24 protein-coding genes, 1 tRNA gene and 1 pseudogene are annotated in these 25383 nt (G+C 32.0%); 3 read left to right on the top strand and 23 right to left on the bottom strand.

The features are described 5' to 3' along the window. Positions 1-3: 3 nt before the first annotated feature. The 15 genes and pseudogenes from I567_RS07260 to I567_RS12785 all read right to left on the bottom strand — a co-directional run bounded on the left by I567_RS07260 (position 4) and on the right by I567_RS12785 (position 17193). Positions 4-1461 (bottom strand): oligosaccharide flippase family protein, encoded by a 1458-nt coding sequence (locus tag I567_RS07260; RefSeq protein ID WP_016251583.1) that lies wholly within the window; start codon positions 1459-1461, stop codon positions 4-6. After that, on the bottom strand, positions 1458-2333 hold the full coding sequence (locus I567_RS07255) for a hypothetical protein (RefSeq protein ID WP_016251582.1): 876 nt from the start codon (positions 2331-2333) through the stop codon (positions 1458-1460). Before I567_RS07255 ends, I567_RS07260 begins: the two co-directional genes overlap by 4 nt. A gap of 19 nt (positions 2334-2352) precedes the next feature. After that, the gene (locus I567_RS07250; RefSeq protein ID WP_016251581.1) at positions 2353-3705 is read right to left on the bottom strand and encodes an O-antigen polymerase; all 1353 of its coding nucleotides are present in this window, start codon (positions 3703-3705) and stop codon (positions 2353-2355) included. Further along, on the bottom strand, positions 3702-4754 hold the full coding sequence (locus I567_RS07245; protein WP_016251580.1) for a glycosyltransferase family 4 protein: 1053 nt from the start codon (positions 4752-4754) through the stop codon (positions 3702-3704). The genes I567_RS07250 and I567_RS07245 overlap by 4 nt, the downstream gene beginning before the upstream one ends. Before the next feature lie 2 nt (positions 4755-4756). After that, complete coding sequence (locus tag I567_RS07240; RefSeq protein WP_016251579.1) at positions 4757-5836, bottom strand: glycosyltransferase; 1080 nt, start codon at positions 5834-5836, stop codon at positions 4757-4759. Further along, the gene (locus tag I567_RS07235) at positions 5836-6963 is read right to left on the bottom strand and encodes a glycosyltransferase family 4 protein (RefSeq protein ID WP_016251578.1); all 1128 of its coding nucleotides are present in this window, start codon (positions 6961-6963) and stop codon (positions 5836-5838) included. The genes I567_RS07240 and I567_RS07235 overlap by 1 nt, the downstream gene beginning before the upstream one ends. A gap of 145 nt (positions 6964-7108) precedes the next feature. Beyond that, the gene (locus I567_RS07230; RefSeq protein WP_016251577.1) at positions 7109-7711 is read right to left on the bottom strand and encodes an acetyltransferase; all 603 of its coding nucleotides are present in this window, start codon (positions 7709-7711) and stop codon (positions 7109-7111) included. An 11-nt stretch (positions 7712-7722) separates the two neighbouring features. Beyond that, a complete protein-coding gene (locus I567_RS07225; protein WP_016251576.1) occupies positions 7723-8343 on the bottom strand; it encodes a sugar transferase in 621 nt (206 codons plus the stop codon). A gap of 12 nt (positions 8344-8355) precedes the next feature. Further along, complete coding sequence (locus I567_RS07220) at positions 8356-9588, bottom strand: DegT/DnrJ/EryC1/StrS family aminotransferase (RefSeq protein ID WP_016251575.1); 1233 nt, start codon at positions 9586-9588, stop codon at positions 8356-8358. 21 nt (positions 9589-9609) lie between these two features. Then, on the bottom strand, positions 9610-11424 hold the full coding sequence (locus I567_RS07215) for a polysaccharide biosynthesis protein (RefSeq protein WP_016251574.1): 1815 nt from the start codon (positions 11422-11424) through the stop codon (positions 9610-9612). Between the two features lie 975 nt (positions 11425-12399). Next, complete coding sequence (locus tag I567_RS07210; RefSeq protein ID WP_016251573.1) at positions 12400-13482, bottom strand: GDP-mannose 4,6-dehydratase; 1083 nt, start codon at positions 13480-13482, stop codon at positions 12400-12402. A 10-nt stretch (positions 13483-13492) separates the two neighbouring features. Further along, the gene (locus I567_RS07205) at positions 13493-14968 is read right to left on the bottom strand and encodes a nucleotide sugar dehydrogenase (protein ID WP_016251572.1); all 1476 of its coding nucleotides are present in this window, start codon (positions 14966-14968) and stop codon (positions 13493-13495) included. A gap of 214 nt (positions 14969-15182) precedes the next feature. Beyond that, positions 15183-15761, bottom strand: a pseudogene (locus I567_RS07200) (type II toxin-antitoxin system HicA family toxin); the annotation flags it as partial. A gap of 171 nt (positions 15762-15932) precedes the next feature. Beyond that, positions 15933-16841, bottom strand: coding sequence for a nucleotidyltransferase family protein (locus I567_RS07195; RefSeq protein WP_016251570.1), 909 nt, complete (start codon positions 16839-16841; stop codon positions 15933-15935). Positions 16842-17022: 181 nt separating this feature from the next. Continuing rightward, a complete protein-coding gene (locus tag I567_RS12785) occupies positions 17023-17193 on the bottom strand; it encodes a hypothetical protein (RefSeq protein ID WP_016251569.1) in 171 nt (56 codons plus the stop codon). 142 nt (positions 17194-17335) lie between these two features. Between I567_RS12785 and I567_RS07190 the strand changes: the two genes are divergently transcribed. Continuing rightward, a tRNA-Arg gene (locus I567_RS07190) sits at positions 17336-17409 on the top strand. Positions 17410-17503: 94 nt separating this feature from the next. Here I567_RS07190 and I567_RS07185 read toward each other — a convergent pair. The 4 genes from I567_RS07185 to I567_RS07170 all read right to left on the bottom strand — a co-directional run bounded on the left by I567_RS07185 (position 17504) and on the right by I567_RS07170 (position 19989). Further along, on the bottom strand, positions 17504-18013 hold the full coding sequence (locus tag I567_RS07185; protein ID WP_016251568.1) for a QueT transporter family protein: 510 nt from the start codon (positions 18011-18013) through the stop codon (positions 17504-17506). Positions 18014-18281: 268 nt separating this feature from the next. Further along, positions 18282-18617, bottom strand: a complete 336-nt coding sequence (locus I567_RS07180; RefSeq protein ID WP_018345382.1) for a hypothetical protein — start codon at positions 18615-18617, stop codon at positions 18282-18284. A gap of 90 nt (positions 18618-18707) precedes the next feature. Next, on the bottom strand, positions 18708-18911 hold the full coding sequence (locus tag I567_RS07175) for a hypothetical protein (RefSeq protein WP_026209978.1): 204 nt from the start codon (positions 18909-18911) through the stop codon (positions 18708-18710). A 373-nt stretch (positions 18912-19284) separates the two neighbouring features. Beyond that, entirely contained in the window at positions 19285-19989 is a 705-nt protein-coding gene (locus I567_RS07170) for a MurR/RpiR family transcriptional regulator (RefSeq protein ID WP_016251566.1), read from the bottom strand. 48 nt (positions 19990-20037) lie between these two features. Here I567_RS07170 and I567_RS07165 point away from each other — a divergent pair, with 48 nt between their 5' ends. Continuing rightward, positions 20038-20652 (top strand): AAA family ATPase, encoded by a 615-nt coding sequence (locus I567_RS07165; protein ID WP_016251565.1) that lies wholly within the window; start codon positions 20038-20040, stop codon positions 20650-20652. Positions 20653-20677: 25 nt separating this feature from the next. Next, entirely contained in the window at positions 20678-21982 is a 1305-nt protein-coding gene (locus I567_RS07160; RefSeq protein ID WP_016251564.1) for a PTS sugar transporter subunit IIC, read from the top strand. A 233-nt stretch (positions 21983-22215) separates the two neighbouring features. Here I567_RS07160 and I567_RS07155 read toward each other — a convergent pair whose 3' ends face one another. The 4 genes from I567_RS07155 to I567_RS07140 all read right to left on the bottom strand — a co-directional run bounded on the left by I567_RS07155 (position 22216) and on the right by I567_RS07140 (position 25099). Then, positions 22216-22956, bottom strand: a complete 741-nt coding sequence (locus I567_RS07155) for a 3-oxoacyl-ACP reductase (protein WP_016251563.1) — start codon at positions 22954-22956, stop codon at positions 22216-22218. Further along, a complete protein-coding gene (locus tag I567_RS07150) occupies positions 22953-23183 on the bottom strand; it encodes a DUF2829 domain-containing protein (protein ID WP_016251562.1) in 231 nt (76 codons plus the stop codon). Before I567_RS07150 ends, I567_RS07155 begins: the two co-directional genes overlap by 4 nt. A 1-nt stretch (position 23184) precedes the next feature. Next, complete coding sequence (locus tag I567_RS07145) at positions 23185-23895, bottom strand: O-methyltransferase (RefSeq protein ID WP_018345384.1); 711 nt, start codon at positions 23893-23895, stop codon at positions 23185-23187. Positions 23896-24082: 187 nt separating this feature from the next. Next, positions 24083-25099: a Gfo/Idh/MocA family oxidoreductase gene (locus I567_RS07140; RefSeq protein ID WP_016251560.1), complete on the bottom strand. Its 1017-nt coding sequence runs from the start codon at positions 25097-25099 to the stop codon at positions 24083-24085. Positions 25100-25383 lie beyond the last annotated feature (284 nt).

The raw sequence follows: 25383 nt of genomic DNA, 5'->3' as shown, positions 1-25383 counted from the left end.
CAACTAATTTCTAACAATTTTGATAACGTTAAATACTTTATCTCTGTTCAAAACACCCAAAATTAATAATGTAAATAATAATATATACCTAATAGTTATATACTTATACAGAAACGTAACTATAAGTACAGAAATAACCAAAAATAAACTAATAAAAATAATTATATTTACATCGAATACCTTCACATTTCCCAATTTTTTCTTGATAATTAAATTCATAAATACATAATGACCAATTGAAAATAGTATGTATGAAATTACAGTAGTGTACCCACATGCAATATAACCAAAAACAGGAATAGCAAAATAATTTAATAAAATATTTACCATAGCACAAAAAACTGAAACATACATAACATACTGTGTTTTTTCAAAATATGTCTCTATATTTACAAATATAGTATATAAAAACATAAAATAAACACTTAATGAAATTGGTGGAACACTCCAAATCGAGTCTGAATACTCTTTTGAAAATAAGAAGAGCATTAATTCTGGTGATATTAAAACAAATAAGACAATAAGAACAGCAAAAATAAAAAGTAAATAGTTTGTCACTTTTCTTATTGATTCATAATTTTTAGATTCTAACATCTGATATCTCCAAGGTATCAATGTTTGATTTAATGAAGTTTGAAATATGGTTATCACATTTCCTATGCTATATGCTATACTATAATATCCAGCTTGAGGTTTTCCGACCATATTTCCAATCATTATTCTATCAGCCTGACTTAGAACTAAATAAGACAGAGAATGCACAACCAATGGAGCCTCAAATTTAATTAGAAAATTCCATTGAGATAGTGTTTTTTTTATTTTTTTAAATAATGGATAATAATTTATATTTTGAACATAAAAAAACAGGCAGAAAATAAATGTAGAAAATAACAGTGAAATATAGTATATATTTGCACTTCTTTCTATGAAAACTATCCCCAATAGAGGAGCAAAAACAGAAATCAAACTATATAATATTGTCGCAACAACTGACTTTTGATATTCATATCTAGTACGTTTTAATATTAACCAACTATTATAAGATGGAATAGTCAGCAAATTGAGAAATAGAAAAATCAAAATTCCATAATTCATGTCAGTGATTTTGAAAACAATATTATGAAACAGAAATAATATGCTCATAAAAATAATTGTTAAAATATTAATGAGTAATTGAGTGGATGAAGTAAAGAATTTTAAATCCTCTTTGTAATTAAATATCCCTTTTTGGTAGGCACCCAAATGAATTTCCCATGTTGCAAATATCAATATAATTTGGCCGTAAGATAAAAATAATGATACTTGACCATATTCTGAAGCTGAAAGTAGTCTAGTGAATAGTGGAACAGATATAAAGCTTATGCCTTTTAATAATAGATTACAAATAGTAAACCAAATTGCTGATTTTGTAGGTAGCGATAGTCCACAGTACTTATTTAGTATAATTCTAAAAAAATTCATACACTTGTATCCCCTTCAAAATTACTTATCCAATTTTGAAAATCTAAATCTTGAATAGAAAATTCATCTTCATACGGAGAATTAATAAAATTTACTAAATTATCGAGTGAATCAACCCCTAAAATAAAAACATTTTGATTATTATAATACAAGTCATTGACAATATCTTTATTATTGGTTATTAATTTTTTTTTTAAAAATAATGACTCCATAAATCTTAGAGTACATCCACTTTGTCCTACTTCAATAATTTCAAGTATAGTTATACTATTAGAAATATACTCTAAGTACTCTTCATAGGATATATACGTATCAATACTATATTCTAAATTTTTTGCTCCCAATACTAACATCTTCAATTTTATTTTTCTTTCATCAAAAGCTCGAATTATCCTATTTATTTCATCGATACGGTTCTTTGCTCTACCTAAAAATACTGTATCATATTTACGGTTACCCTCTTTAAATGGCAAATTACTCGAGTAAGGTGTATGTCTAAATTTAATCTCATGTGCCCATGAATCATTTTCATCAAAAGTATATATATTATTGTTCTGAAATAATTCCATCAAATATTTATTATTTTCAGTAATAACATTCATGTAATATAAAAAAATATCAGTATTCTTATAGTATTTTTTTAGTGTTTTTATCAAGCTAATATTCGCTACACTATCTGTTACGATTATTCTATCATAGTTAAAAATATTTTCATATAATATAAACTTAGGAAATGGCAAATTTAGCTTCTTAAGTATTAAAAAAACTATTCTATTAAATAATCCTTTTTTTATCGGACAAAATATATTTTTTTCATATTGATAAAAATATATATCCTTATCTGCAACTAAAAAACAATAATTTTTTTTCAATTAATTTGTCCTCTCTATACTATTTTAAAAGTATTTTTGTAGATTTAAAATTATAAAATTGTATCATCAAATATGAAAAAATAGTATATTTGATTAATGTATTTATGTCTAAAAAATACTCATAATATCTATCAGCAATATAAGTATATACTGAACAATAGATGAATATTCCAAAAAATATTATCAAAGAAATATTGTTTTCATCATTACGAATAGAATGGAAAAATAGATGTTTAAAAATCGAATATACAGATCCAATGAAAAATCTTGAAATTAACATCCCCATTATTCCATAATCAAGAATAGGAAACAATAAAGCAGTATATATATTACTCCCCCCATTTCTATAATTGAAAAATGGTAAGTTATGAAATACAGGAGTTGGATAATTAAAGCCAAATTGATTCAGAAACGAATGTATTTTTTGTAACGTATAATAGCCAAAAGTTAAATCAGAACCTTTTATACCATAAAAAAATTTATCCATTGAAATATCCAGTCCATAAATCGGAGCAGAAAAATAACTTGTCAGAATCTGATATAATGTATTTGATGAATCACCAGAAGATTTTCTTGATATCATTGCATACAACATTAAAAAAATTATTGAAAATAGTGAGATTTTTGATACCCTACTAAAAAGAATTTTGTTATATTTAAAGCTAGTAGAATCCTTATTATAATATATACTAATAATCATAGTAATAAATATACACACAACAAAGATATATTGGCTTCTTCCCGTTGTACTGATTAATATTATCAAATAACCAACCAATGGCAACAAAAGTCTGTATAACTTTATATTCCACTTAATAAGGTTATATAAGAAATAATACATGTATGTATATGCATAAAATTCACAACACAATGTTACTATAATTGCAAACTTCATGATAATTGATGACGGTGCGTACTCACCTGTTGCATATGACAGTCGAACAGAGCTCAAAGTTCCCATTAAGCCATTACTATTACCTAAAGTAAGCGAAAATTGATATAAATCATAAAATCTCAAAATAAAGATGCTAATCATACCTATAAATACTATTACCATTTTCCTTTTAGTTGCATAATAATAGTAGCGGTTAGTATTCAAACTGCTTATACTACTTGATTTATGATTACTATAATTCAATAAAACCAAATCTATAAACTTCTCTCCCATAAACAATACGATGACAGAGAAAACAATTACTAAATATGTTTTGAAGGAAATATCATAACCAATTTCATTGTATAGCAAACCATATATAGTTGAAGAAATTAGTAACGAGACAGTTGAAACAAAAGATATTGATAAGAGATTTTTATTCGAATAATAAATCAAAAATGCTAGTAATACCAATGTTAACCATAATATATAGATCATTCATTTCTCCTTCTTAAAACTTCTATACAAAAGTTCTCCCATTGTTGCATGATTTTGTCAGAATCCAAAATATATCTTATTTTTTCAGCGTTTACAGAAAGGTCTTCTCTAATTTTTTTATTAGAAATCAACAATTCCATATTCGAAGATAATTCATCTATATTTTTAACAGGAACTAAAATTCCGTTAACTCCTGTCTTTATCATTTCCTTTGGTCCACCACAAGGACAATCAGTTGATATTACAGGCATACCTAGCGCCATTGCTTCGAGTAAGGAATTAGGAAGTCCCTCAAAATCAGAACTTAGAACAAAAATTTCACAATTATTTACATATTTTAAGACATTTTTTGTACTACCTTTTAGAAAAATCTTATCATTCATCCCTAAATCATTAATTTGAGTTTGTAAGAAATTTCTTAATTCACCCTCACCATATATTTCTAATGTATAATCAGGGTATTTCTTAGATATTCTCGAAAACGCTTCGATTAAAAGCTTTTGATTTTTTTGGGGATGTAGTCTCCCAACATTAACAATCTTTTTTTCTCTGCTTTTATTTTTATGAGGAAAATTTGTAAAATCTATTGGATTGTATATAACTTTACAAAAAACATTCTTTAATTTTGGCTTATAGTAATTTACTACATCATGTGTTTGAAAAACTACTCCATCAGCATATTTCATATAATATTGATACAAATATTTCGTAATTTTTTTACCAGCGAAATGTTGAGGATCATTTCTCTCCGAAATAATAAATGGAATTCTCAATTTTCGTAATGTCGGCACAAGTTTTATTCCCATAGGAGCAAACATTATAATACATATGTCTGGTTCAAATTCAATTAGCTTATTCTTTAATTCAATTCTACTATTTAAAACATAACGTTGAATCTTTTCATTAATTGGATACTCTTTTTCAGTCGCTGATTTTGAAGTAAATAATACAACTTCATATTTATTGCATAAATGATTAACAATGTATGAAGTTACCCTTTCAGCACCACCATATTCTAAAGAAGGAATAAATACAGCTATTTTATTCATCATCATACCTCATATATTAAATAAAGTTTTTCTACAATACTGTCAATTGTATATCCATTATCATTAAATATTTTTTCGATATTACATTTAATATCTTTTTCCATAAAGTTTAACACTAGTTCTGCCCAATCACTCGGTCCAGATTTAAGAGATTCAGAAATAGCATATGGTGTTAAGCCGACCTCTGGATTTATCGTATCAGAGTAAACAACTTTTGTTAAACTAGCTTGAGATTCAACTACAACCAATGGAATCCCCTCATATATAGAAGGAAAAATAATAACGTCTATAATTTGAAGTAAAGCTTCTATATCATTTCTTTCCCCTAAAAATAAAATATAATCGCTTAGATTTTTCTCATTCACATATTCAATAATTTCACTTTTTTGTGGGCCTGAACCAATTAATAATAAATAAGACTTTTTTCTCTTAATTAGAATTTTTTCAAATACATCAACTATAAATTTTTGATTTTTAACAGGCAAAAATCTACCTATATGTCCAAAAATAGCGTACTCTTTGTCAAGATTTAATTCATTATATAAATAATCGACATCTCCTTTCTGAAATCTTTTTAAATCCATCGCATTGTTGATAATAATTCCATTATCAATATTTCCAAAGCAAAAATGTAAAGCCTCTTTTGAACATGCTAGTTGATGTGTAACAAGACGATTTACAAATTTTTTATTTATTTTGTGAATCATACTTGCAATAAATCCATTTGCTCTAGTGCTATGACAATGAAATATTATTTTCTTATAATTTAATAATCTAGCAATTAAAAGTGGGAAAATGTAAATTAATGCATTACCATGAACATGAATACATTCATAACCCTCTTTTTTCAAAATTAAATAAGTTTGAGAAATATTTTTTAGTATTTTCTTTGGAAAAGGAGAAACTTTAAAATATTTTCCACCTAAAGATTGTATTTCTTCTTTATAGAAATCCTGATTTGATCTAACCAAAAAATCAAATTGTATTTTAGATGTATCAATATTTCTATACCAATTCATTATATTTTTTTCTGCTCCACCGGTTCCCATCCCGTTGATAATATGTAAAACTCGTTTAACCATTAATTGTCTCTACCTTCTTTAGTTGTAAATATTTTCTCCATTGTTTGATTGACAACATCTTGTAAACTAAATTTTTTTATCTCTAATAAATTTTTTTCACCTAGTTTATCTCTTAAATTTTTATCTAAAAATATTTTTTCAATTGCTTGCTCGAAGCTCATAGAATCATTTTCTACAATTAAACCATTATAGCCGTTTTTTATCAAATCAATATTTCCACGACAATTAGAAACTACGATGGGTAATCCAATAGACATTCCTTCTAAAATATTTACTGGTAATCCTTCCTGTTTTGATGATGAAACAAGCATATCTGATGCATATAAATATTTAGTAACATCAGATTGATATCCAGAAAATATAACATTATCTTCTAAATTTAATTGTTTAACTAATTTTTTATATTCTTCGACATTCGGCCCATCACCAATCAAATATAATTTAAGATTATCATATTTTTCACATAACCTAGACATGGCACTAATCAATACCTCTTGATTTTTTCTATTAGATAGTTCCGCAACATAAGTAATTACAAAACTGCTATTTGAAATGCCTATCTTTTTCCTATTTGAAACGTATAATGACTCTGTTTTTGGAATGAATTTACTCAAATCTATTCCAACACCAGGAACGTATTCGATATTGCAATAAAATTTTTCCTTAGCTAATCTGTAATCTTCATTATTAATTGTAAGAATTAAATCTGTATATTTCGAAAGTACTTTTTCGATATTATAATATATTAACCAATTTACTTTTGACGCACCTTTAAAAAAATGAAACCCATGAGCAGTATAAACAACAAAAGGACTACTTCCTTTTTTTATATATTTTGCAGCCAATCTCGTAATCACTGATCCCATGGGCGTATGGCAATGAATAATTTCATAATTATTTTTTTTTATAATTCTTCTTAATTCAAATATTGAAAATATATTTTTTATAGAAAAAGGGGTTCTTTGAATTGGAATAGTAATTTTTTTATCAACATTTTCTAATTCTTTGTATCCATTCGTTGCAACATGAACCTCATAACCCATTTTTTTAAATTCTTTAATATATGGCAGATGAAATTTTTCAATATGTCGATCAATTGTTGCTACAATCAATATTCGTTTTTTCATTTAAATAACTCAAACCTCACCTTTTAAAATTTCAATCTATAAATTTAACTCATTATATTTATATTAATCTATAACATTCCAAAAATCTTTCTAAAAATAGTTCTGTCTATCTCTTTGAAATATTCCCTCATAAACTACACCCTTTTTATAATTTCTTTGCAGGTATCCCTACATATCTCCCTTCAGACAATATATTTTTTGTAACTACTGCTCCTGCACCAATAATAATATTTTTTTCAATTATTATATTATTTTTCAAAGTTGCACCTATTCCAATATGGGTTAACTCTCCAATTTTAACGTTTCCTGCAATAGATACATTGGGGGATATATGCACGAAATCCCCTATTGTATTATCATGTTCAACAACCGCACTAGAATTAATTATACAGTGATTACCAATTTTAGCATCTGCATTTACTACAGCATTAGCCATAATGACTGTACCTACACCAAGTTGAACATTTGTTGATATAACTGCTGTAGGATGAACTAAATTACACCAATCAATCTTATATTTTTGAGCAATTGTTTTTCTAATTTTATTATTACCTATTGCAATAATAAAATTGGTTGAACCATCGTTATAATTCTCTAAATCTTTAATTTTACCTATAATAGGAAATCCAAAACAATTTCCAACAATATTGTCATCTAAAAATTTTATATTTCTGTAACCACATTTTATTGCTACATCGGCAATAACTTTTCCATGTCCTCCTGCACCAATAATAATTAATCTATTCATAACAACAATTATTACTTTTCTCCTCTAAATTCTTCCATCGTACTTGAAGTTTTTGAAGAAATCCCTTCTCGAAAGATAACTGTTTTTACAGTTTTTAATATTATTTTCCAATCACCAATAAATGTAATATGGTCCACATAATATACATCTAAATCGAATTTTTCTTCCCAAGAAATAGAATTTCTACCATTAACTTGTGCGTAACCGGTAAACCCCGGTCTTACTTCATGTCTTCTCGCTTGTTTTTCATTATATAAAGGCAAATATTTTACCAACAATGGTCTTGGACCAACAATTGACATATCACCTTTTAATATGTTTATTAATTCAGGAAGTTCGTCCAAACTTGTGGAACGTAATCCTTTTCCAAAAGATGTTAATCTTTGTTCATCTGGTAATAAATCACCGTTCTCATTTTTTTCATCTGTCATAGTTCTAAATTTGTATAACTTAAATATTTTACCATTCTTTCCAGGTCTTTCTTGTGTGAAAAATACAGGAGTTCCAAGTTTAAAACGAATTAATACATATAAAACAACTAATATTGGAAAAAGAATAATTAACGCAAATAAAGATAATATTATATCTTGTATCCTTTTTCCATAGTTTTGATATAATTTTAATTTTTTCATAATTTACCCTACTCAACTAAAGCAACTCTTGATTAACTCTATAATTATACTCTGTTCTTCAATTGACATCTTATTATCACTTGGCAAACATAAGCCTCGATTAAATATATCTTTTCCAACATTGACATCTTTACTGTCAATATAAGCATTGGTTACCGCTCTATCATAACCGTTTACTGTTACAAATGGATTATTTCTAAAAATCGGTTGCATATGCATCGGTTTCCAGATTGGGCGGCCTTCTGCATTATTGTTTGCTAATTTTTCCAATATTTCGGTTGGACATGATTTTCCTTTTTCAGAAATATAAAGTGCATCATTATCTGAACGAACTTGTTTACACATAGCATCTTCATTAATGATTAAACAAGACAGCCAATAATTTGGAACACTATTTTTTTCATCAAATGGATTCATCTTGACAGGCAAATCCTTAAAGCCTTCCTTATATCTTTCATAAATTGCTCTTTTTTGTGCAATATGTTCTTCTAAATAAGGGATTTGACCTCGGACTACTCCAGCAATTACATTACTCATTCGATAATTATAGCCAACTTCTTCATGTTGATACCATGGTGCTGCTTCTCTGGCTTGTGTTGACCATTTTCTTACTTTATTTGCAGCATGTAAATCATCAGTCAAGAACATTCCGCCTGAGGATCCAGTGATAATCTTATTTCCATTAAAAGAAATAGCATTAAAGGCGCCAAATTGTCCTGTTTGCTTTCCTTTATATGTAGCTCCCAATGATTCTGCGGCATCTTCTACTAGAATTGCATCATGTTTCTTACATATTGCTTTTATTTCATCCACTTTGGCTGGTGTACCATAAAGATGCACCAATACAACTACCTTTACATCTGGATATAGCTCAAAAGCTTTTTCCAATGCTATTGGATCCATATTCCAAGTATCGTACTCACTATCAATAAATATCGGAATACCACCTTCATATACTACAGGATTAACAGTTGCACTAAAAGTCACATCAGAACAAAATACCTTGTCTCCCGGTTTAACACCTGCAAGTTTAATAGACAAATGTAAGGCTGATGTTCCGGAGGATAACGCTACAGCATGTTTTACCCCTATTTTCTCACTTATCATACGTTCAACTTCATCTATATTCTTCCCAACTGTTGACATCCAATTAGTTTCATATGCTTCTGTAATATATTTTAATTCATCACCATGCATGGTTGGTGATGATAGCCATACTTTCTGTTCAAAGGGTTTAAAATTCATTCTATTTAACTTCTTTCACTATTATTTATTTGAGGCATTTGCAAACTCAACAACTTTTTTTCCTACCACATTTGGTTGACTAAAATCTAAAGTTTTTACAAATTCATCAACTTGTTCTAAACTAAATCCATTTATATTTCCAACAAATATTTTATCAAATACTTGCTGATCATTGCGCTCTTTATCCAAAAGTAATTCTTCATATAACTTTTCACCAGGTCGAATTCCAGACTCAATAATTTGAATTTCATCCTCAGAAGAACCACTCATCTTAATCATTTGTTTTGCTAAATCAAGAATTTTTACTGGTTCACCCATATCGAGGATAAATATTTCTCCACCTTTAGCCAATGCACCTGACTGAATTACCAATCTACTTGCTTCTGGTATAGTCATAAAATATCTTGTCATTCGAAAATCCGTAACTGTTACTGGCCCGCCTTTAGCAATTTGCTCTTTAAAGACCGGAATAACACTTCCTCTTGAACCAAGCACATTCCCAAAACGAACCGCAGAAAATTTTGTATGACCTTCTTCATTTAGACCAGTTACAATCATTTCAGCAATTCGCTTGGTTGAGCCCATAACATTTGGTGGATTATTTGCTTTATCTGTCGAAACCATTACAAAACTTCCAACTTCATGCAGTTTAGCTGACTCAGCTACATTTCTTGTACCAATTACATTATTTTTTACCGCTTCAACAGGATTATACTCCATTAGTGGAACATGCTTATGTGCAGCTGCATGATAGACAATATCAGGGTGATACATTTCCATAATCATATCAATTCTAGGACGATCTTGCACATCAGCAATAATTGGAATAATCTCCGTTTCTTTATTTCTATATTTATTCTGCAATTCTCTATTAATTAAATAGATGGAGTTTTCCCCATGCCCTAATAAGAGCAATTTTTTTGGATTAAAACGCATTACTTGTCGACAAATTTCGGAACCTATTGATCCACCCGCACCTGTTACCAATATTACTTTGTTCGTAATTTTCTCTTTGATTTGTTCAATATCCAATTTTACTTCTTCTCGACCAAGCAAATCTACTACATCTATATCCTTTAACTTAGAGAAATTTACTTTACCTTCAGCTATCTCTTCCATTGAAGGCATGATATTCAGTTTAATCCCTAGAGATTGAGACAAATCAAACAATTCATTCAATCTATGTTTTGAAATTGAGGGGATTGCAACAGTAAGCATATCAACCTCGTTTTCTTTTATTAATTTATTAAGGTCAGAAGTTGTCCCCAAAACCTTAATACCATTTAAATATGTACCGACTTTATTCACATCATCATCAATTATTCCTGAAATTTTTACTTTTTCAGTATTTTTCGTTGATAGCAGACTATTTATTAAGACTCTACCGCCTTCACCCGCACCCATAATAAGGATGTTATGAGTATATCTTGTCTTGTTTCTTTGTCTTAATTCAACAATCAGGCGCCACACCAGACGAGTTGCTACAATTAAAAAAGTCATCAAAATAAATTGAAAAGCCAACAGTCTTCTATGTTCAAATAATGGTATAAAGAGACTTGATATATATTCAATCAACGTTGTACAAAAGGTTGCTGCCGTAATTGCGTTTATCTCTCTGAGATTCGTATATCGATTAATTCTAGTGAATACTTTAAATATACTTCCAAATATAAGATAAAGTATAACTGAAGTGATCGTTAGCATAAGGTATTCTTTTTCAAAAAATACAGAAAAAGGCTGCAGAAAAAGCAAACTTCCTACAGCAGATATCCCAACTAAAATCGAATCTAATATCACTAATATTGCAATTTTTCTTTTTCTAGACAAATAAAACACTTTATACACCCCTAAATTGTAAACATTCTTCTATGTTTTTTACAAATTCTAAGTTCCCTCTTCATAAATTTGACCATATCAATAGATTACCATTTACATGTTGACATATCAAGATTTTGTTTACAATAATTTTCATAAAATAACTATTCATCTATTTTGTTTTAAGATAAACTAAGCTTTATTAAAGCTTAAACGTACAAAATATAATGTTACATTTTTATTACAATATGTTAACTTCTTGACACATCTCTATGAAGAGCAATCCTAAATCATTATATAAGAATCTCCCCAAAATATATTGGGGGAGAATTTTTATACAAAAAAAGAGCGAACTTCCCAAACACATTTTGAAAGGTAGATCAAGGACGAAAATCTTATGACAAATTGAACAATTAATAAAAAATTAAGAAAATCCGAATAATCAACTTGATTATTAATCAAATCAATGCTGAATATGCGGATTATTTTAAGAATCATTTTATATTAGGGACTGATGTGGCAACTCCTACTACAATACATTTTATTAAAATCAATACAGAGTGTATTCTAATCGAATTAGCACACATCAATATCTTCAATTAATATTGAATAATACAAAAGAATGATTCTATCCCCATTTCAAATAGATAGAATCATCCTCTAAATATTGTAACTACTTTTAGCAATTTTTAGGTATTAGTTTGAATGAATTCGCACATGTTTCAACTATAGTTTTAGTGATTACTCCATACTTTCGATTCCCTTCATTTTCCCAACTAGCTGTAATCAAAATAAATTGTTTATATAATTGTTGTATAACGATGTATAACAATTTTACATTTTAGTCATATGCAAAGTAATAACAATAATCATTTCGTTTTTTATTAATCTTGGTTTTCTTGATGAGTCATCATACAATGATTTGATATAGTATACTGATAGATATACATTCACTTTATCTATTCTACCTTAACAGCCCCAAACAAAAAAACTTTTCTATTTATAAAACTCTTTATACCATTCCGCAAATTTTCTAAGTCCGGCTCTCAAGCTAGTATTTGGTTTGAAATCAAAATCTTTCTCTAAAGCTGAAGTATCAGCGTATGTCACAGGCACATCACCTGGTTGCATTGGAACTAACTTTTTATGCGTCTCAAAATCATAGTCTTTGGGTAATACTTTGGCTCTAACCAATTCTTCTTGCAGTATATTAACAAAATCCAACAAATTTTCAGGCTGACTATTACCAATATTATAAACAGCATATGGCGGAACTGGTAAGCCATCTTCTCCCATTTTCTTTTCAGGAGCTCCTTGCATTACTCGAATAACACCTTCCACAATATCATCTACATAAGTAAAATCACGTTTGCAATTACCATAGTTAAAGATTTGTATCGTTTCTCCATTAATTAATTTATTTGTAAATCCAAAGTATGCCATATCTGGTCTACCTGCGGGACCATAAACTGTAAAAAATCTTAATCCAGTAGATGGAATATTGTATAGTTTACTATAAGAATGTGCCATCAATTCATTTGATTTTTTTGTTGCAGCATATAACGATACTGGATTATCCACTTTATCATCTGTAGAATAAGGGACCTTTTTATTACTTCCATATACTGAAGAAGAAGAAGCATATACTAAATGTTCTACTCCGTCCTTCTCTCCATCATAAGAATGGCGACACGCTTCCAAAATATTATAAAAGCCAATCAAATTACTCTGAATATAAGCATCAGGATTGCTAATAGAATATCTTACTCCCGCTTGTGCAGCTAAATTTACAACAATTTGAGGCTGAAATTCGTTAAAGATATCATCTATTAACTTTCTATCAGAAATATCTCCTTCTATCATCTCTACTGATTTATCGACATGATTTGATAGTTCTGATTGAATTTGCTCAACACGCCATTTTTTTAGTGAAAGATCATAATATTCATTCATATTATCAATTGAAATTATTTGAACACCCTCAACTTTTTTTAACAGCGCTAAGATTAAATTCGAACCAATAAATCCTGCACCACCAGTAATCAGTATTTTCTTATTTGTTAAATCTATTCTTTCCATAATCTATCTCTTAATCCCTTCTGAAGATATCTCTTGTATATATTTTATCCATTACATCTTCTAAACTGTTGTCAAATCGATTAGCAATGATAGCATGTGACTGTTTCTTAAATTTATCAAGATTATTCACTACTTTACTACCAAAGAAAGTTTCTCCATCGTTTAAAGTTGGCTCAAAAATGATAACTTTTGCTCCTTTTGCCTTAATTCGTTTCATAACACCTTGTATCGAACTTTGTCTAAAATTATCGGAATTACTCTTCATCGTTAAGCGATAAACACCAATAACGACTTCTTTTTCTTTATTTGGATCCCAAGAACTATTAGATTGATACGCACCAGCAATTTCAAGCACCCGTTCCGCAATAAAGTCTTTTCTAGTGCGGTTACTTTCGACAATAGCTGTCATCATATTTTGTGGGATATCTTGGAAGTTAGCCAATAGCTGCTTAGTATCTTTAGGTAAGCAATATCCCCCATATCCAAAGCTTGGATTATTGTAATGCGTACCGATACGTGGATCTAGACAGACGCCTTCAATAATTTGTTGGGTATTGAGTCCTTTTGATTCGGCATAAGTATCTAATTCGTTGAAATAAGAGACGCGTAAAGCAAGGTAAGTATTCGCAAATAATTTTACTGCTTCTGCTTCGGTAAAGCCCATAAATAGCGTCGGAATAGCTTGTTTGATGGCTCCTTGTTGTAAGAGGGCCGCAAAGATTTCAGCTTGATTGCGACTATTTTCATCGCATCCGACAATAATTCTAGATGGATATAAATTATCATATAATGCTTTTGATTCGCGTAAAAATTCTGGACTGAATAATAGATTTGCTGTCTGATATTTGGCGCGGACGCTTTGTGTATAACCTACTGGGATCGTCGATTTGATAATCATTGTAGTATCTGGATTTACCGCTAAGACCTCTTCAATGACCGACTCTACTGCCGAGGTGTCGAAATAATTCTTTTGTGGGTCATAGTTGGTTGGTGCCGCAATTACCACAAAATCAGCCTCTTGATAGGCGGATTTGCCATCAAGGGTTGCCATCAAGTTTAATTCTTTTTCGGCGAGATATTTTTCGATATAGTCATCTTGAATAGGAGATTTTCGTTGATTAATTAAATCTACTTTCGCTGGGACAATATCGACAGCCACGACTTTATGATGTTGTGCCAAAAGAGTCGCAATGGATAATCCTACATATCCTGTACCGGCTACTGCGATTTTATATTGCTTTTTAGTCGCAAGTTTGGCTAGTTTGTTTTCTCCTTGCGTGATGAATAGCTCTGTTGGATCAAAATGCAACACTTCAGAGAGGCTCTCTAGTTGCTCAATGGATGGGGTATATTCTTGATTTTCGATACGTCCAATCATCAAACGGTTAATCCCTGTTTGTTCTGATACTTGGGCTTGGGTCAAGCCAAAATCTTTGCGACGTTTTAAGATTTTTTCTGCCAATAGTTCACGAGATAATTTTTTCATATGTCTCTTCCTTTTTGCTTTACTTTGATTTAATTTTATATCATAGTTTTCACAATTTATTTCATTTTATATGATTATGATACTACAACAATCACTCAAACACAAGAAAAACCCTACCTAGTCTCTGGCAAACTAGGTAGGGCAAGGGGGAGAATATCGAAAAAAATTCACTCAGCAGCATGATTGAATCATTCGTAACAAAAATATCTACTAGTTAGATATAATATCTTTCAACTACCACTTGTTTGACACTTTCTGCTACGACAGTCGTTACTCGAGAATCAAAGACATCAGGGATGATATTCGTCGGTGTGAGTTCTTTTTCTGGAATCAAATTGGCTAGTGCTTTGGCAGCGGCTAATTGCATCTCAATCGTGATTCGACAAGCCTGTGCATCAAGTGCGCCTCTAAAAATTCCTGGAAAAGCTAAGACATTATTAATTTGATTTGGGAAATCACTTCGACCAGTACCTACGATATATGCACCTACTTCTATAGCCTCATCTGGGAAAATCTCTGGAGTAGGATTGGCCATCGCAAAAATTATCGTTCTTTTGGCCATATTGAATATCCAATGCTGTCTTAATACATTAGGACCGGACACACCGATAAACACATCAGCACTAGCTAAAGCATCTTTTAAAATTCTTTGTTCTAGTCCTTTTCCTAAATCTTGATTGCCATGAACCGGCACCGTAATCCGCACACCATCTTTGTATAAATGATGATGTGAGTCTTCTGTTCTTCGTTCAATCCAGCCATTCTTTTTCAGCAATTTCAACATTTCATTTCCCGTAAGCGGCATATTAAGAAGACTCCTTGCATATAAAAATCATCACGTATTAACACGTATGTCAATTTCTCCCATTCTCGTAGTTGGCAATCCTACGCTAATTATTACATACGCAAAAAGTCCTCAAAAGTGCGAAAAAACCTCCCAAATTTTTTGAGAGGTTCCGCATGATTATTGATTTAAATTATCATAAAGGTCTGGATGATAGACACCTTCTGCGATTAACTGGGCAAAACTAGCTTTCACTGGTTCAACATCTTCGCGGTAAGTCATGCCATACCAGGTGTCTTCACTCTTGATGACTTTGACTTGAATTTCATCTTTGGCTAATAATTCTCCCACCAAGATTGGTAATAGGTATTCGCTACCCATTGGATCTTGGGGCACTTCCTTTTCAAAGAATGCTTCAAATCCCTTTTCTAATACTGGGATGAAGTCAGGTGTTAAGCCCCACATATTCATTGATACCAAAGATTCTACATCTAGCGCGCGACCGTTTGATTCGGCACCGTCTGCTGTTTTGACGATATTTTTCGTTTCTACGACATCGCTTAAGTAGCCGTCTTTCATATGACAAATACCACGAGTTACGCCACCATTGTCTGATAAGGTATTTTTCAAGATAAAGCCTGCCATGCAATAAGTTGGGTTTTCTTGGACTAAGTAATCGTGCAATTGTTGATAAATTTCTTGACCATAGTAATCATCGGCGTTGATGACCACAAATGGCTCAGTCAAGTGTTCTTTTGCAGCTAATACAGCTTGGCCAGTTCCCCATGGTTTCTTACGTCCTTCAGGTAATTTTCCTGGGATATCCACTAATTCTTGATAAGCATAAGCCACTTTCACTTGATGCTTAGCACAGATTTTTTCAATGCGATCCCCGATAACTTCTTTAAATTCTTTGGCAATTTCTTTTCTGATGATAAAGACAATTTTAGTAAAACCTGCTTTAATCGCATCATGAATACTGTAATCCATTATAATATGTTTATTTTCATCGACGGTTTCTAGTTGTTTGATACCCCCGCCAAAACGACTGCCAATCCCTGCAGCCATAATCACTAGTGTAGTATCCATCACTTCAACTCCTAACTTAGATATGCTTAATAAGTATAACATAAGTAAGCGCTAAAAACTATGGTGATTTGCTATATTTCAATATCAGAACCATTATTTTTTAGGCGTTGATTGCATAAATAAGATACTGATTATTTCCATCGGTATTCAGGATAACTATTTTCCCATGGCTTTTCATTTTTTATTTTTGCTTGTGTGGAAAGTGAAATTGCATTTTTTCTTTTCGCTCATGATCATAGACAACTAAAGCGATAGAGTCATCTGTTAAACGATAATATTGATAACTGAAGCGACTATCATTTGCTAAAGGCTCCTGTAATAAGATTTTTTTGGCATATTCTTTTAGTTCCATGTTATCCCTCGTGTTTTAAGTGTTCGTGTCATCCTTGCTGTTATGTGGCTGATAGACTGTTATCTAAATTCAAGTTTTTTCGTGAAAAAGCCTTGCACGTTATCTCAAAATCTGATACAATCAATTCTGTTGTTAAGCTTCTGTCATAGTAGCTCAGCTGGATAGAGCATTCGCCTTCTAAGCGAACGGTCGGGGGTTCGAATCCCTCCTGTGACGCTAACACATCCCTCTGGTTGATTTCCAGGGGGCTTTTTTGTTTTTTCAAATTTAAATAAACAGCCACACCATCCATTGTGACTGTTTAAAACATTTATTTTGTTAAATCGATTTTTTTACCTATTGTATAGATAATCACTGATCCAATGGCCATCGCAATAAATTCACCGACACCAATTGTTAACCAGCTATAGAAAAATGGTAAGCCCGCAACAAAGGTTAATTCAGCGGCGATTGTAAACATAGAAACGGCACAAATAATGGTACTTACTGCCATTTTTTGTTTCATAGATTTCATATTTTCAGTGACTTTCACGTTAATTAACAACACGAAAAGCGTAGAAAGCGTGCCGACCACTAAATCAATGGGTCCAACTTGTGAAAATAAATTTGAAATAAATACGCCGACTGTGACCGCCCAGATATAGCGTTTATTGTATAGTGGTAAAAAGTTAAACATTTCAGCGATGCGTACTTGAATAGCGCCATAACTAAATGGTGCCAGTACTACGGTGAGGGCGACATATAAAGCCGCGACAATTGCAGATTTTGCCAATTCGAGCGTTTTGCTGTTGGCGATTGTTTGGGGTTTTTCTTGATGCATAAATAAACTCTCCTTTGCAAGATTCATCATCTTGGTAATAAGCTGCGACTAAAGGATGGAAGTTTCGCAGTGTGGTCATCCACGAATGCTATCTTATCACAATCTCTAAAAATTGCAAGGGGCAGATGTAGCGTCTATCTACACACAGCTTTGAATATCCAGTTTCACAAATACAAAAAATCTTTCCAACATTATCGCTGGAAAGACGCTACATTCCGAAAACATCTATTCATTTTTAAGCAGGTGTTGCGCATGGACAATCGTTTGTCTAGTTCCTTTCTTCAACCTCGTCTATCATTTGTTGGATTTCTTCATCGGTACGGTCGTCTTTAAATGCACTTTTAACAAATTGAAAAATAAAACTAGGGGCAGCATTATTCGCTTTAAATGCAATAATAATATTTCTCGCATTTCGATTTCTTTTTTCTATTCTTCCTTCTTTAATTCCAATTAAGCGCTCATCTTTAAGTTTTGTTTCATAGTCCATTAGTTCTCGCCTTTTTTCTGGTTCTTGGTTATAATAATCAATTTCCTTCATTAATTTGCTTGCTAGGGGATTGGTTTGATTTGTTTTTTGATTCATCACATCAATAATTCCTGCCAAATCACTTGATACTTCACCTTTCGTACCTTTGGCGTTGATAAAAAGCATGTACGATCGCGTATTTAAGCGTAAATCTCAGGTATTGCCTTATTACGATATTAATCCAGCTGCTATTTTTTCAAACCAATCTTCGCCAAGCTTATCAATTAAGAGCTTTTTCTCGATAAATCTAATATTTTTTCTTGTTACTTCTTGTTCTTTTATTTCTATGTCTCCTATTAACTCTTCTATTGTATTAACTTTCACTAAACCAGTTAAAGCCGCAAGATAAAAACTTAAGGTTGGGCATTGCAAATTTTTAATAACTTCCTGCAAATCTAGAGCTAAGTTTGATTTCTTCCATAGCGCTTTACTATATAACCAATTAATTGCATGGTCTTTTTGTGAACTGTATGCAATTTTTGGAATTTATTTTTCCCTCTTCTTCTTAAAACAGACAAACCCTTGTGTTGTATCATAGACGCCTATATTTGGATGATCAGTCTCTAAGATTTTTTTTAATTGCACTCTTTACATGATTATTCTCTTCACCTAATAAATCTAACATTTCCATAATTTTCAATCTCCCTTTCAAATTAATTCTTATTTATGAACTTGTTCGAATCGTGCTGAACATGTTCGAAGTTTCTTCAAAAGTATTACAATTTTCATTATTAAGGCTTATATTTTAGATAGTAAATTTACTAGTAGTTGAAAGCGTATAACTCATGAGCATCTCAAAAGCGTTTAAACAATAACCAAAAAATAATTGAGGATAATAATCTTGATAAGAATAGGCTGAATTTGTACTGGTTGTAATAGAAAGTGTAGTTGCATGAAACAGATGAGAATCCGCATTTCCAACAAACGAGATAGAGTCTAAACCATTTTGTTGTGAGATTTCAGCCAATTCAACTAATCTTTTTGTCTCACCTGAATTAGAAACAAACCAAATGAAGCTATTTTCGCAATTAGTAGGTCTCAACAATTGTAAATGGCTAGTAGATGTAGCCCGAAATCCGTTTAAATTAAGCGAATCAGACATATAATTCGCAATATGGGTTGACATTCCTGAACTCAAAATCATAATATGACTTTCTTTATGCTTTCGTAATAGTTCACGAAATTGATTACCATATTGTTCAATTACTTTATTTTGTTGAAGCGAAAAAGTTAAATTTTTAGCGCCAATCATATAATAAAGTAACTCACTATATCCTGATAGGCCCATTTTCTTACACATTGCAACGATAGAAGACGGTGAAGCATAATTTTTCTGAGCAACTTCTCGAATACCGAGTTTTTCTTTATCTCGAGACTGATCAATATAGTACAAAATACTTCTCTCGTTTTCAGTTAATTGGAATTTCTCACATAGACGTTCTATATCCATTTTTATCCTCTATTCATTTATAAACTTAACTTACAAGGAGATTATATCATGACAGAAGAATTTATTACAGACCCCTGGGCACGTACAAAAACAAGAAACGGTTTAAATGGTGATGAAGTTATTTCTGCACTTCAAAAAAGTATTCGCCGTGGTAAAGAAAGAGATGCATGTGAATTTGCATATGAAATGTATATTACTTCACCACAATTTGAAGAAAAATTATGGCGCAGACTGCTAGCTATCTCTGTTGAAGATATTGGCATGGGAAATACAAATGCACCAATCTTCATTCATTCATTAAATCAGATGCGAAAAGAATTTCAATATAATGAAGCAGATCGTGCAATGTTCTTTGTTCATGCCATTCGCTATCTATGCCAGTCTGAAAAAGATCGTTCCTCAGATTTATTAAAAAATATTGTCATTAAAAACTTTGCAATGGGTTATGTCCCTGAAATACCTGATATCGCCTTCGATAAACATACAACTCGTGGAAAGAAAATGGGCAGAGGATCTGAACATTTCTTAAATGAAGCTAGTATCGTCATTCCACAAAAGAAAGTAGACAATCATTACAAAGAAGAATATGCGGAACTATTAAAGAAATACGATCCAAATCATACTGTAGATTCTGCCTTTCAATTTAATTCATGGCAAGTTTAAGAACCTTTAGTGAGGATTGAAAAAAATGAATACAAATAATCAAACTGTTATTGATAGATTTACTACCTTTTCAAATCAAATTGCTGCAAAATTAGGTAATCAACGTCATTTAAAATCCATATCATCGGGGATGTTTTTCTGTTTACCTTTTATGGTAATTGGCGCATTCTTCTTAATTATCGCAAATCCTCCTGTTGATATAAACAATGTTAATACTGCTAGTCACAATGTGTTTATTCAATTTTTAGTCAGTTGGAAACATTGGGCTGTTGCTAATTATGATGCAATTACAACGCCTTATACTCTAACTTTTGGGATTATTGGTCTTCTATCTGCTTTTGGTATTGCTTATACATTAGCAGAAGAATACAAATTGAACGCCCCAACAAATGGATTGATTTCTGCCATCATCTACTTATTAGTGTGTACTCGAGTAAAAGATAACAATATAAATTTGGATTATTTAGGCGCAAATGGCTTGTTTGTAGCTATTATTTTGGGACTTTTAGTTGTAGAAATATCTAGATTATTTGAAAAATACAATATTAAAATTACTTTACCTGATTCTGTTCCGCCTATGGTCGCAACATTTATCAATTCATTACTTCCATTACTAACTAATATTATTATTTTTTATGGATTGAACTTACTTATCATTGCTAAATTTCACCATAACTTTCCAGAAACTGTGATGAAATTTTTAACACCTGGCGTCAATATTGCTGGGAGTTTAGGTGGATTCATCGTTATTGTAACACTGGGACAAATACTATGGTTATTCGGTGTGAACGGATCTTCTATAATCTTTCCAATTGTATTTACTCTTGGCATTGCACAAACCGGTTTGAATGCTGAACAATTTGCCCAAGGTGAACCATTAACGCATTTAATGAATCTCCAAATGTTCCGTATCTCTGTGATGGGTGGTGCTGGTAATACACTTGGCTTGGTTATTCTAATGATGATGAGTAAGAACATCGAATTTAAAACGATAGGTAGACTTTCATTGATTCCAGGTATATGTTCAATTAATGAACCAATTATTTTTGGATTGCCAATTGTATTTAATCCTATATTAGGTATTCCATTCGTCATTACACCTATTGTTTCATTGGTATTAACTTATCTTGCTGAAAAATTTAGTATCATTTCAAATGGTTATATCGTTGATCCATCATTCACTCCATTTTTTGCTCAAGCTTATTTATCATCTATGGATTGGCGAAATGTAATCTTCTACCTATTCTTAGTTGTAGTAAGTATGGTTATTTACTATCCATTCTTCAAAATTTATGAAAAAGGCCGTGAAATGAATCAAGCTACTGCATAAAAAAAGGAACCACTCTCCATTAAATACTTGCGAGGGTGGTTCTTTTTCATTGGTTGTCAATTATTAAATATTTTCAAATGTTTCTAGCACATCATTTTCTGCTTCTTTATTCCAAATACCATTATGTTTTGCTAGAATTTCACTTATTTTCTTTACTTATCTTAGTATTTTTCTTTCTAGTACAAAAACAAACCACAATGGCATCTAATCTACCTTTGTGGCTTGAAAATATCTTATTTAATCGTCCAGCCGCCATCAAAAGGAACGATGGCACCGTGAAGATAACTACTTTTTTCACTGGCTAAAAACAAAGTAAGCTCGGCGACTTCAGCAGCTTGTGCCCAACGTTTCACAGGCGTTTCCTCTGCGACCCATTTTGCCATCGCACCATCGCCTTCAAAATCAGCTGCATTCATTGGAGTTTGAATCGCACCTGGAGCAATGGCCTTAACAGAAATATGGTCTTTCCCATGATCATAAGCAAGTTGTTTGGTCAGTCCGGCAATGGCATGCTTAGAAGCTGTATAGCTCACACCGCCACCACCTGCGACAAGACTAGCAACCGAAGCCATATTGATGACCACCCCGCCACCAGCTTGTATCATTTGCGGAATAACAAGCTTACAAAAATAAAACATACTATCCAAATTCGTCCGCAATACTTGATGCCACTGATCGATTGAAGTCTCAGCTATGGTTGCATAATTATCTAGGACACCTGCTGTATTTAGCAAAATATCTACTTTACCAAAATGTTGACAGCACTTTTCTACGGCTTGTTTACAGACTTGACTATCGCTCACATCCCCTTGAAAATAAACAAAGCGAGGACTATCCGCAAGATTTTCCGGCATTTCTTGGCAATCCACCCCAAAAACTTTGGCACCATTAGCTAGAAAAATCTTCGCCTGCGCCAAACCAATGCCCGATGCTACCCCTGTGACAAGCACGACTTTTTCTTTAAATTCACTCATTTGGCATATTCCACAATTTGCCAGTCGTCAGCTAAAATATCACAAACTGTTGGGGCAAAACTTGAAAATCCTTCATCTGAGGTTTTGATTAATAAATAGGGTGTCACTGGTGATTCATCATAGGTTTGTCCTGATACTAAAGTGACATATAATTCATAGCCACTCCACCCTTGTCGAATGATTTTCGCTCCTTTTTTTAATTCTGGCAATACTTCTTCAAATGTCATATTATCCTTCCTCCGATATCCGTAATGTTGTGGCATCTATTTCATCCACTTCTTTGGTAATCAAAGCAATACCATCCCCTAAAGGTACAAGTGAAGTCGTTAAATCGGGGTGGGTATTAATCACTTGTAAAAATTCATTTAGTTTACGATGAATGGCACGTTTCCCACGAGGAATGCTTTCATAAGGATCTAAAATGGTGCCTCCTTGGAAGATATCATCCACCATCAAGACGCCTCCTTTTTTCAATAACCGTAGACACTCTGGCAAGAACTCGATGTATTTTGACTTGGCACTATCCATAAAAATAAAATCATATGGACCAGTCAATGTGGGTAAAATATCCGCCGCTTGACCTTCCAAAAGTGTGACTTTATCGGTTAAGCCAAGACGTTCGTAAGTTTTCTTAGCTTTTTCAATCATTACATCGAAGCGATCAATGGTAGTCACATGCCCATTTTCACCGACAAATTGTGCCATTAAACTAGAAGAAAAACCAATCGCACAACCAATCTCTAAAATATTTTGTGGCTTGATTTGGCCTAGTAAAAATTGCATAAAGACCACGGTTTCATGCGGAATAATGGGCACTTCTTGTTCATTGGCCTCACGTTCGACCTTGCCCAGCTCACCGGCTAAAGGTTTTTGTGCCGTTCTTAGGTATTGGACTAATTCTTTCATCACCACAGGACGGTGCATCATTTCATTTCTCAAATTATTAATTCCTTTCCTTTGATTATCAACTTCCTCCATTATAACGAACGCTGTGTTTCTTTACAACAGTCATAAACAATCCTGGGAAGCTGAGAAATGCCTAAAAAACAGACAAAGCCCTTTTATGTCAGGAAAAAACATAAAAAGGCTCTGTCAATGGCTAGTAGTATATAATTTAAATCTGAAATTACGAAAGCTGGTGGATAGCAGCCTCTAATAATTTCATCTGAAGCAGTGTTTCTTCATCTTTTACGAGTTTTTCCTTACCTAACACTAGCGTATCGTAAAGAGCCTCGTAAAAACGGCTATAATCGCCCACTTCTGAGATGACTTTTTCTTCATGGTAGTTGCCACAGTCATCTACATAAGTTAAAGTGCCATAATGCTCTGGTAAATCAATCCCAAAATCAGGATGAGTCGGCATATAAAACATCTTCAAGTGCTCTTCTTGGCGGTCTTTGGTTTCTTTCACAAACATGCCTTTTGTTCCATAGACGATGAAACTTGGGCGTGGTTTGATACGGAAATAACTTGATTTCACGGAAACTTTTAATTTCCCATAATACAAATCAAGGTCGAAGTAATCATTCATGCGGCCTTCACCAAGTAATTGACGCACTTCAGTATGCACATGATCCGGTTCACCAAAGTAGGAAATCACCTGGTCAAGCGTATGACAGGCATGCCCATATAGGAAACTTTCGGCCACTGAAAAATGGTCCACGCTTTGTGGCACTTCTGGACGGAAATAATCAAAATGCATTTCTACTTCCAATAAATCTCCTAGTTTGCCACTTTCAATCACTTTTTGTACCGTTAAAAAGTCCGAGTCAAAGCGACGATTTTGATAACATTGCACAAAAAGTCCTTTCTCATTCGCAAGGTCAAATAATTCTTGTGCCTCGTCATAACTTAATGAAAACGGCTTTTCAACTAAAACATTCTTTCCATGTAACAAACAATCTTTGGCTAATGGATAGTGTGAAGCATTCGGTGTCGTAATAATCACTAACTGAATCTCATCATCTTGGTAAACATCCTCAATATTCGTGGTATAATGTACCCCTTCAATTGGCGTCCAAGCTTGAGATAAGTGTCTGGAATAAATCGTCTTAACACGAATTATATCTTTTTGTTTTAACGCAAAGGGCATGTGATACCGATTCGTGCTCTTGCCATTACCAATGTACGCTACTGTTAACATGAAAAAAACCTCCCATTCCGAATCGCATTATAGCAAGAAAAAAGTGGTATAGACAATTCTCGTACTAGGTTTTGGCAATATCTTTCATAAATCACTAGGCAAAGATTAAATCATTGAACATTTTGTTTACTGATAATTTTTTTGTTTACTTTGTTCATTATTTCGTTTAACTCATTTCTAGCATTTTGATAAACTTTGAAATCTACACAAATAAAACATTTTACTAAATTGACAAAAAGTTTCACAAATATTTAGATAAATGAAGTTTTTATTTTTTTCTTCAG

The sequence above is a fragment of the Enterococcus cecorum DSM 20682 = ATCC 43198 genome (assembly GCF_000407565.1).
Taxonomy (GTDB): Bacteria; Bacillota; Bacilli; order Lactobacillales; family Enterococcaceae; genus Enterococcus_E; species Enterococcus_E cecorum.
The sequence above is the reverse complement of the archived record's forward strand: the minus strand, read 5'-3'. Positions and strand labels throughout refer to the sequence as shown.